Consider the following 8,550-nt stretch of genomic DNA (forward strand, 5'->3'; position numbering starts at 1 on the left):
AGATCCGGACATTGCCACGCTGATCCGACAACAGGCGCCCAATTCGGGAAAGTTGCTCCCCGCCCAGCATAATCCACAACCACAACTGTCCACTTCTACTCAGGTGTTAACACGACTTGGTGAGGAGAGGCCGGTAGTTCAACCCCTGAGGGAGCCTTCAACGCGGCAGGGGAAGAATCCTCGTTGGACCTCGCTCTTAATCTGGTGAAATCGGGTAGGCTGCACACCAGTCCAGTGCTCGTATCTTGAGGGCGGCGATATCCAGCTTTTCATACTTTTTTTGGAGATGGGGGAGCAGCCAGTCCAAAGCGTCTTCCACCTGCTCAAATGCCCGGGTTGGCACTCCGCGCTGCATACCGCCCTTTATCCTGTTTTTTTTGAGCACTACTTCTGGTGGCGCTGCGGCAGCCAGCGCTAGCGTCAAGGATGAGAATCGTTCAGTCTCAGCTTTGAACCAATTTTGGCCTTCGCGCGAACCACCAGGAGGATGGCTGTTCGCCGCGCTGTCTTGCAGGATGCGCAGCATGACAAAGGGTTCGCCACGGTCGAGCCACGCTGTCCAAGCTGCAGAATAGTCGTGCAAGTCTGTTAGACTGGGTTTGCCAGCAGAGACAGACAGTACCAACGGCCAACAGGAGAGATCGTGTTGCATCATAAGTGAGACTCGTAGAAATGGCATCACCCATGAAAGTCGATGGGACTCCATGCATTACTTAAAACTTTTGCATTCCGGATTATTTATTAATTTTTTCGGAGAAAGGTGAGGTCCCAAACCACGCCATCGAAGCCGGGGCATTAACGAAAGGAGCGAAAGATCTCCAGGCATAGATCGTTTCCCATGCTGTGACTTTGAATAAAATCTATGATGCTTCGCGGGAAATTGCCGTGCTGCGATCGTAGTCACTCGTTATACTATTTATAGCTGCGCGTTTCATATTGGTTTCTACAGCGGCGGCTGCCCATTCTTCGCGCTCACGTTTCCGGTTTGCCAAGGTGAGATTGCGGGCTGCATCGCGGCGTTTGTTTTCATATTCAGTAAGGGCGACATTCAAGTTGTACAAAGCCCGCTGCAATCTTGACCCAGTCTGGCCCTGCGTGGGGCAGCTACGGTCGTTCGAGGATGCGCGGGCCGGGGCCTTCTTCGCCCAGCTTGTCCTGCGGGTTGTGCAGGGGACATGCGTCCAGAGACAGGCAGCCGCAGCCGATGCAGTGGTCGAGCTCGTCGCGCAGGCGGGTCAAGCGGGTGATGCGTTCGTCGAGACTCGCGCGCCAATGAGAGGACAGTCCGCGCCATTGTGCGGCGGTGAGTTTGCTGCCCGGCGGGAAGCGGCCCAGCACTTCGTGGATTTCCTCCAGCGAAATTCCTGCGCGTTGCGCGACTTTGATGACGGCAATGTAGCGGAGCACCACAGAGTCGAACCGGCGTTGGTTACCCGGGCTACGGTCGCTCGCGATCAACCCCTTGGACTCGTAAAAATGAACTGTGGAGACGGGAACGCCCGCCCGGTGGGCCACCTCGCCCACGGTCATTTGGCGACTGAAGTCGATTGGGTTTTTTTTGTGCATGATCGCGCTTGACCTTAAGTTAGGTTGAGGTTTCTAAAGCACACCAAGACCGCTTTTGCCAGCCTTCGGGCTGGCTTTTTTTAATCAATCGAGGCGCGGCTCACACCGCCGCCACGGAATCCCAACAACAACAGACGAGGAGCACCCAAACATGCGTACTAAAGTAAAATGGCTGGCGGGGCTGGCAACACTGGCCGCAGTGGCCGGCATCATATGGCTTGCGGGAAGCAAGCCCGCCGTGGCGGCTGATGGTGGCGGCGGCTGGCCGGTTACCCAAGTGGCCTTGACGGCGGTGGAGCGACTGAATGCGCCGCGTGCCTTTCACGGTGTGGGTGAGTTCGAAGCCGTGCGGCAGGTGGTGCTGGCTTCGGAGACCGCCGGGCGTATCACTCACATTGCGTTTACCTCGGGGCAGGCGGTCAAAAAGGGCGAGTTGCTGGTGCAGCTGAACGATGCGCCCGAGCAGGCCGACCGCCTGCGACTGCAAGCGCAGTGGCGCAATGCCGAGAAAGTGCTGGCGCGCACCCACCAGTTGCTGTCCGAGCAGGTGGCGACTCAGGAGCAGTTGGACAACGCGCAGGCCGACCACGATATGGCGCTGGGTGACTTGCGCCGGATTGAGGCGGTGATCGCGCAAAAGGCGATCCGCGCGCCGTTTCCCGGTGTGGTGGGCGTGCGCCGCGTGCACGAGGGGCAGTATCTGAATGCGGGGGAGGGCATCGCCAACCTGGTCGATGCTACGGCGTTGCACGTAAACTTTGCGCTCGATGAGCAGGCCGTGCCGCTACTCTCGCCCGGCCTGCCGGTGGAGGTCGAGATCAGCGCCTGGCCGGAGCGGGTGTTTGTCGCCGAAGTTACCGCGATTGACCCGCTGGTCAGCGATTCGCGCACGGTGTGGGTGCAAGCGCGCGTGCCCAACGATGAGGGCGCATTACAAGCGGGCATGTTTGCCAAGGTGCGGGTCAAGCGTGCGCAAGCCACCCCGGTGCTCGCGGTGCCGGAGACTGCCGTGACTTACACGGCCTACGGGCAAAGCGTGTTTGTGGCGGCGCCCGACGAGACGCAGACGCTGCGCGTGCGGCGGGTGGCAGTCAAAACGGGCGAGCGCTGGGACGGAAAGGTCGAGATCGCCTCGGGGCTGCAAGCGGGCGATCAAGTCGTCGTCTCTGGCCAAATCAAACTGAGCGACGGCATGCAGGTAGTCCCTGTCGCACAAAATGCGCTGAATGAGTCGGCCACCGCGAACAGCGAGGAGAGTGCACGATGAATTTCACCGATATTTTTGTGCGCCGGCCCGTGCTGGCGCTGGTGGTTAGTTGCCTGTTGGTGCTGTTGGGGGTATTCGCGTTGTCCAAGCTGCCGATCCGGCAGTACCCGACGCTGGAAACCTCCACGATCACCATCCACACCGAGTTCCCCGGCGCGTCGGCGGAGCTGATGCAGGGCTTCGTCACCCAGCCGATTGCGCAGTCCGTCTCGTCGGTCGAGGGCATCGATTACCTCTCCTCGTCCTCGCAGCAGGGCAGCAGCACGGTGACGCTGCGCATGGAGCTCAACCGCGACTCCACCAAGGCGCTGACCGAGGCGATGGCCAAGGTCAACCAGGTGCGCTACCGCTTGCCCGCGCAGGCCTACGATCCGGTGATCGAACTGTCGGCAGGCGACTCGACAGCGGTCGCCTACGTCGGGTTCAGCAAGGGCGGCCTGTCCATCCCCGAGCTCACCGACTACCTGTCGCGCGAGGTGGAGCCGCTGTTTTCCAGCATCGAGGGCGTGGCCAAAGTACAAGTGGACGGCGGGCAGAGGCTGGCCATGCGCCTGTGGCTGGATGCCGACAAGCTCGCTGGCCGCGGGCTGACTGCTGCCGATGTGGCCGCCGCCGTGCGCCGCAACAACTACCAGGCCGCGCCCGGGCAGATTCGCGGGCAGTACGTGCTGGCCGATGTGCAGGTAAACTCCGACCTGACCAGCGTGGAGGAGTTTGCCGACATGGTCATCCGCAACGATGGCAACGGTCTCGTGCGGCTGCGCGACGTGGGCACGGTGGAGCTCGGCGCCGCCTCCACCCAGACCAGCGGTACGATGGACGCGGAGCCGGCCGTCTATCTTTCGATTTTCCCCACGCCTCGGGGCAACCCGCTGGTCATCGTGGACGGCATCCGCCAGCGCATGCCCGACGTCCAGAAAACCCTGCCGCCCGGCGTAAAAATGGACATGGTCTACGAGCGCGCCCGCTTCATCCAGGCGTCCATCGACGAAGTGATGAAGACGCTGCTGGAGGCCGTCATCATCGTGGTGCTGGTGATCTATCTGTGCCTTGGCTCGCTGCGCACGGTCATCATCCCGGTGGTGACCATCCCGCTGTCGATGCTGGGCGCGGCGGCATTGATGCTGGCCTTTGGCTTTAGCATAAACTTGCTGACGCTGCTCGCCATGGTGCTGGCGATTGGTCTGGTGGTCGATGACGCCATCGTGGTGGTGGAAAACGTCCACCGCCATATCGAAGAAGGTAAAACACCGGTGGCCGCAGCACTGGTGGGGGCGCGCGAAATCGCCGGGCCGGTGATCGCGATGACGCTGACGCTGGCCGCCGTGTATGCGCCTATCGGTGTGATGGGCGGGCTGACCGGCGCGCTGTTCCGCGAGTTTGCGCTGACGCTGGCCGGGGCGGTGATCGTGTCCGGTGTGGTGGCGCTGACGCTCTCGCCAGTGATGAGCTCGCTGCTGCTGCGCACCCGCCAAAAAGAGGGCCGGATGGAAAAAATCGCCGAGCACGTGTTCGGCGGTTTGGCCGAGCGCTATGGCCGCGTGCTGGAGAGCTCGCTGCGCCATCGTTGGATATCGGGCGTCTTCGCGCTGCTGGTCTGCGCAGCGTTGCCGGCGCTCTTTTTGATGCCCAAGCGCGAGCTGGCCCCTGCCGAAGATCAGGCCGAAGTGCTGGTCGCCATCAAGGCGCCGCAGCACGTGAGCCTGGACTACGCCGAGCGCTTCAACAACAAGCTGGAGCAGATCATGCAGCGCATCCCCGAGGGCGTCGGCACCTGGATCATCAACGGTACCAATGGCCCGGCGAGCAGCTTTGGCGGTCTGGATTTGTCCGACTGGGATAAGCGCAGCCGCGCCGAGCCTGCCATCGTCGCCGACCTGCAGCAGCAAGCCGCCGAAGTCGAGGGCATCAGCGTCTTCGCCTTTCAGGTCGCGCCTCTGCCCGGTGGCAGCGGCGGTCTGCCCGTGCAATTGGTGCTGCGCAGCGCGCAGGATTATCCGGTGCTGTTTGAGGCGATGGAGGGCCTGAAGCAACGCGCCCGCGAGAGCGGCCTGTTCGTGGTGGTGGACAGCGACCTGGAGTACGACAACCCGATCGTCCAGGTGAACATCGACCGCGCCAAAGCCGCCAGCCTGGGCATTGCGCTGCAAGACATCGCCGCCTCGCTGGATATTCTGGTGGGCGAAAACTACACCAACCGCTTCGGCCTGTTTGGCCGCTCCTACGACGTGATTACCCAAAGCGTGCGCGACCAGCGGCTGACCCCGGAGGAGCTCGCCCGGCAGTTCGTGCGCACGAGCGACGGCACGCTGGTGCCGCTGTCCACCGTAGTGACGCTGGACATGCAGGTCGCGCCCAACCACCTCACCCAGTTTGACCAGCAAAACTCGGCCACACTACAGGCCATCCCCGCGCCCGGTGTATCGCTGGGGCAAGCGGTGGCCTTTCTGGAGAGCGCCGTCGCCGACCTGCCGCCGGGCTTCACCCACGACTGGCAGTCTGAGTCGCGCCAGTATGTGCAGGAAGGCAACGCGCTGCTGTTTGCCTTCCTCGCGGCGCTGGTGGTGATCTATCTGGTGCTGGCCGCGCAGTACGAGAGCTTGATAGACCCGCTCATCATCCTGATCACCGTGCCGCTATCCATCTGCGGTGCATTGCTGCCACTGGCGCTCGGCTGGGCGACACTGAACATCTACACCCAGATCGGCCTCGTGACGCTGATCGGCCTGATCAGCAAGCACGGCATCCTGATGGTGGAGTTTGCCAACAGCCTGCAACTCAAGGAAGGGCTCGACTACAAGGCGGCGATGATCCGGGCGGCCCGCATCCGGCTGCGGCCTGTGCTGATGACCACTGGTGCGATGGCCTTTGGCGTCTTCCCGCTGCTCTTCGCCAGCGGCGCGGGCGCCAACAGCCGCTTCGGCCTGGGCGTGGTGATCGTCTGCGGCATGCTGGTGGGGACGCTGTTTACCCTGTTTGTGTTGCCCACCGTCTACACCTGGCTGGCGCGCGACCACCGCATCGTAAGCCTGCGCAATCAGCAACTGGCCGATATCGCACAGGCCGAGAAAGGAGCACTCGCATGAGAAACCGGAAACATCACCCCCTATGGATGACAACCGCACTGGTCGCCCTGCTGAGCGCTTGCTCCGTCGGGCCCAAGTACACCAAGCCCGATACGCCAGCCGTCACGCTCGCCAGCCCTCAGGCGACAGAATATGCGGCCAACGGTCGCAGCGCCCTGTCGGCCAGCTGGTGGCACTTCTTTGAAGACGAAGGGCTCACCCAGTGGATCGAAGCCGCGCTGACGCACAACCACGACATCCGCCAGGCCCAAGCCAACTTGCTGGCGGCGCGTGCGATCTTCCACGAGCGGCGCTGGGATCGCGTACCGGGGATCACGACCAGCGGGGGCTACACGCGCGGGATCCAGCAACAACCCGCCAGCGGCGGCCCTCAGCGCACCTTGTCCGAGTCCTGGCAAGCGGGCTTCGACATGCAGTGGGAGATCGACCTGTTTCGCCGGCTCGATCGCCTGCAGCAGGCCGCAATGGCCCGTGCTGAAGCCAGTGCCGCCCTGCTCGACATGACCCGCCTGTCCATCGCTGCCGAAGTGACGCGCGCGTGGCTGGACGCCCAGGGCTACCGCCGCCAACTGGCGGTCGCCCAGGAGGCGATCGCCAACTGGCGCGAAACCGTACGCCTCGCCGAGGCGCGGCACCGCGCCGGAGCCGGACTGCCCGAGGAATACGAGAACGCGCGCGCCAACCTGCTTCGCAGCGAGGCCGCCGTCCCGCCCCTGACCGCGGCCCTGCAACAGGCTCGCTGGCGGCTCGATGTCCTGGCCGGGCAGGCTCCCGGCCAAGCGCAGCTTCCCGACCCGGCACAAGCCCGCCTCGCCGCACTGGACAAGACCTTCGCCCTGGGCGACGTGAATCGGCAGATCATGGCGCGGCCCGACGTCGTCGCCGCCGAGCGCCTGCTGGCTGCCAGCGTCGAGGACGTGGGCGCTGCCACTGCCGAGCTGTACCCACGGCTAAACCTGGACGGCATGTTGGGCTTTTTCGCCTTGCGGGATAGTGACTTCTTCAGCGCCCCCTCACGCGCTTTTCAGGTCGCGCCCAACTTGTCCTGGCCCGGGCTGCGCTGGGGTAATGCGCGCGCGCGCCTGCGCGGTACACGCGCAGAGTCCGAAGCCGCGCTCGCGCGCTACGAGCAAGTGCTGCTCACCGCGCAAGAAGAGGTCGAAAACGCCGTCACTGGCTACGTCGAGCAACAACGCCAACTCGCCCTGCTGCTGCAATCCGCACAGCACGCCCAGGCCGCCTTTACCTTCGCCGACAAACGCTACCGCGCAGGCTCCGGCAGCTACCAAAGCGTGCTGGAAAACCAGCGCACGTTGCTGGAGCTGCGCGGGCAGATCGCGCAAGAGGAAACCCGCCTGCAAAGCCAGCTCGTCGCGCTGATCAAAGCGCTCGGCTGGCAGCAAGCCGATGGCACAGCGATTTCGGAGGTCCAGCTATGAACAGTACCCCTACACACGCCAAAGCAACCCATCCTGCCCATGCCGCGCCCGCCTCTGCGGACAGGTGGGCCGATCTCCTGTCCGGGCGGCACCTCGCCATCGTCCTGGTCATGGCCAGCGGCGTCTTGCTCTACGCCATGAACCTGTACTTCACGGCGGCGCTCATGCCCTCCATCGCCGCAGATATTGGCGGGGAGCAATACTACGCCTGGGTGACGACCGGGTTCGTCATCGCGGCGATTGTCGCCTCGCTGTTTGTCAGCGGTGCCTTGGGATGGCGCGGGCCCGCGCGCGCCTATTTCATTGCCTTCACCGCCTTCGCGCTCGGCGGCGCACTCATCGCGGCCAGCCCTACGATGGAGCTGCTCATCCTCGGTCGCGTGGTGCAGGGGCTGGGCGGCGGCTTATTGGTCGGGCTGGGCTACGCGGTGATCCGCGCCGCGCTGCCCGAGCGGCATTGGGCCCGCGCCACCGGCGTCGTGTCGGCCATGTGGGGCTTGGGCACCTTGTTCGGCCCCTCTCTGGGCGGCATCTTTGCTCAGCTCGGCCTCTGGCGCTGGTCTTACGCTTCGCTTGGTTTGTTCGCGCTGCTGTTTGCGCTGATTGCGGGTGGAGCCTTCTCCAAGGTGCAGAGCTCCGGCCACCGTGCCCGTGTTCCAGTCGCCTCGCTCATTCCGCTCATCATGGCTGTGGTCGCCATCAGTTGCAGTTCTCTGGTGCCTGTGGGCTGGCAAACCTTGGGGCTGATTGGCGTGGGCTTGGTGTTCTTTGTCCTGTTTGTCATCGTCGAACGCCGCGAGCACGACACCGTCCTGCCGCACCTGACCTATCGCCGCGGTAATGCGCTGAAGTGGGTGTACCTCACGGTGGCTGCCTTGAGTGCGGGAGTGATGGTGGAGATCTTCATCCCGCTTTTCGGTCAGCGGCTGGCAGGTCTGAACCCGCTGTACGCCGGGCTGCTGGGGGCAGTGCTGTCGCTGGCGTGGGTGGTTGCGCAGATCTTCATCGTCTCGGTGCAGAGCAAGAGCGGCCGCAGCCGCGCGATGCGGATCGGCCCGCTGTTGTTAACCACAGGCCTGCTCGCGTATGGCCTGCTACAGGTGACGGAGGCCGGAGCGGGCATGGTGCTGCTTTGGGTGGGAGCGCTGACCGTGGCCGGTGTGGGCATCGGACTGGCTTGGCCGCTCCTGGG

At 63.7% G+C, this 8,550-nt stretch carries 7 protein-coding genes; 4 read left to right on the forward strand and 3 right to left on the reverse strand.

The features are described 5' to 3' along the window. Positions 1-196 precede the first annotated feature (196 nt). The 3 genes from AXK11_RS09605 to soxR all read right to left on the reverse strand — a co-directional run bounded on the left by AXK11_RS09605 (position 197) and on the right by soxR (position 1,566). Entirely contained in the window at positions 197-655 is a 459-nt protein-coding gene (locus tag AXK11_RS09605; protein WP_156469138.1) for a hypothetical protein, read from the reverse strand. Between the two features lie 205 nt (positions 656-860). Beyond that, positions 861-1,052 carry a hypothetical protein gene (locus tag AXK11_RS09610; protein ID WP_156469139.1) on the reverse strand — a complete coding sequence of 64 codons (192 nt, stop codon included), beginning with the start codon at positions 1,050-1,052 and terminating at the stop codon, positions 861-863. Between the two features lie 52 nt (positions 1,053-1,104). Continuing rightward, positions 1,105-1,566, reverse strand: coding sequence for a redox-sensitive transcriptional activator SoxR (gene soxR / locus AXK11_RS01905; protein WP_068628785.1), 462 nt, complete (start codon positions 1,564-1,566; stop codon positions 1,105-1,107). A gap of 151 nt (positions 1,567-1,717) precedes the next feature. Between soxR and AXK11_RS01910 the strand changes: the two genes are divergently transcribed. From AXK11_RS01910 to AXK11_RS01925, 4 genes are all read left to right on the forward strand, one after another. Next, positions 1,718-2,833, forward strand: coding sequence for an efflux RND transporter periplasmic adaptor subunit (locus AXK11_RS01910; RefSeq protein WP_068628787.1), 1,116 nt, complete (start codon positions 1,718-1,720; stop codon positions 2,831-2,833). Beyond that, on the forward strand, positions 2,830-5,919 hold the full coding sequence (locus tag AXK11_RS01915) for a MexW/MexI family multidrug efflux RND transporter permease subunit (protein WP_068628788.1): 3,090 nt from the start codon (positions 2,830-2,832) through the stop codon (positions 5,917-5,919). Before AXK11_RS01910 ends, AXK11_RS01915 begins: the two co-directional genes overlap by 4 nt. Before the next feature lie 26 nt (positions 5,920-5,945). Further along, a complete protein-coding gene (locus tag AXK11_RS01920) occupies positions 5,946-7,358 on the forward strand; it encodes an efflux transporter outer membrane subunit (RefSeq protein ID WP_197456756.1) in 1,413 nt (470 codons plus the stop codon). Further along, positions 7,355-8,550 (forward strand): MFS transporter (locus AXK11_RS01925; protein ID WP_068628793.1); only part of this gene is annotated, 1,196 nt, incomplete at its 3' end. The genes AXK11_RS01920 and AXK11_RS01925, both read left to right, overlap by 4 nt.

Origin of the sequence: Cephaloticoccus primus, assembly GCF_001580015.1 — a bacterium.
GTDB classification, from domain to species: Bacteria; Verrucomicrobiota; Verrucomicrobiia; order Opitutales; family Opitutaceae; genus Cephaloticoccus; species Cephaloticoccus primus.

What these genes read in the sequence shown, in the direction of transcription:
- AXK11_RS01920 (WP_197456756.1), top strand. Translation starts at nt 5,946, where the DNA reads ATGACAACCGCACTGGTCGCCCTGCTGAGCGCTTGCTCCGTCGGGCCC.
- soxR (WP_068628785.1), bottom strand. Translation starts at nt 1,566, where the DNA reads ATGCACAAAAAAAACCCAATCGACTTCAGTCGCCAAATGACCGTGGGC.
- AXK11_RS01915 (WP_068628788.1), top strand. Translation starts at nt 2,830, where the DNA reads ATGAATTTCACCGATATTTTTGTGCGCCGGCCCGTGCTGGCGCTGGTG.
- AXK11_RS09605 (WP_156469138.1), bottom strand. Translation starts at nt 655, where the DNA reads ATGATGCAACACGATCTCTCCTGTTGGCCGTTGGTACTGTCTGTCTCT.
- AXK11_RS01910 (WP_068628787.1), top strand. Translation starts at nt 1,718, where the DNA reads ATGCGTACTAAAGTAAAATGGCTGGCGGGGCTGGCAACACTGGCCGCA.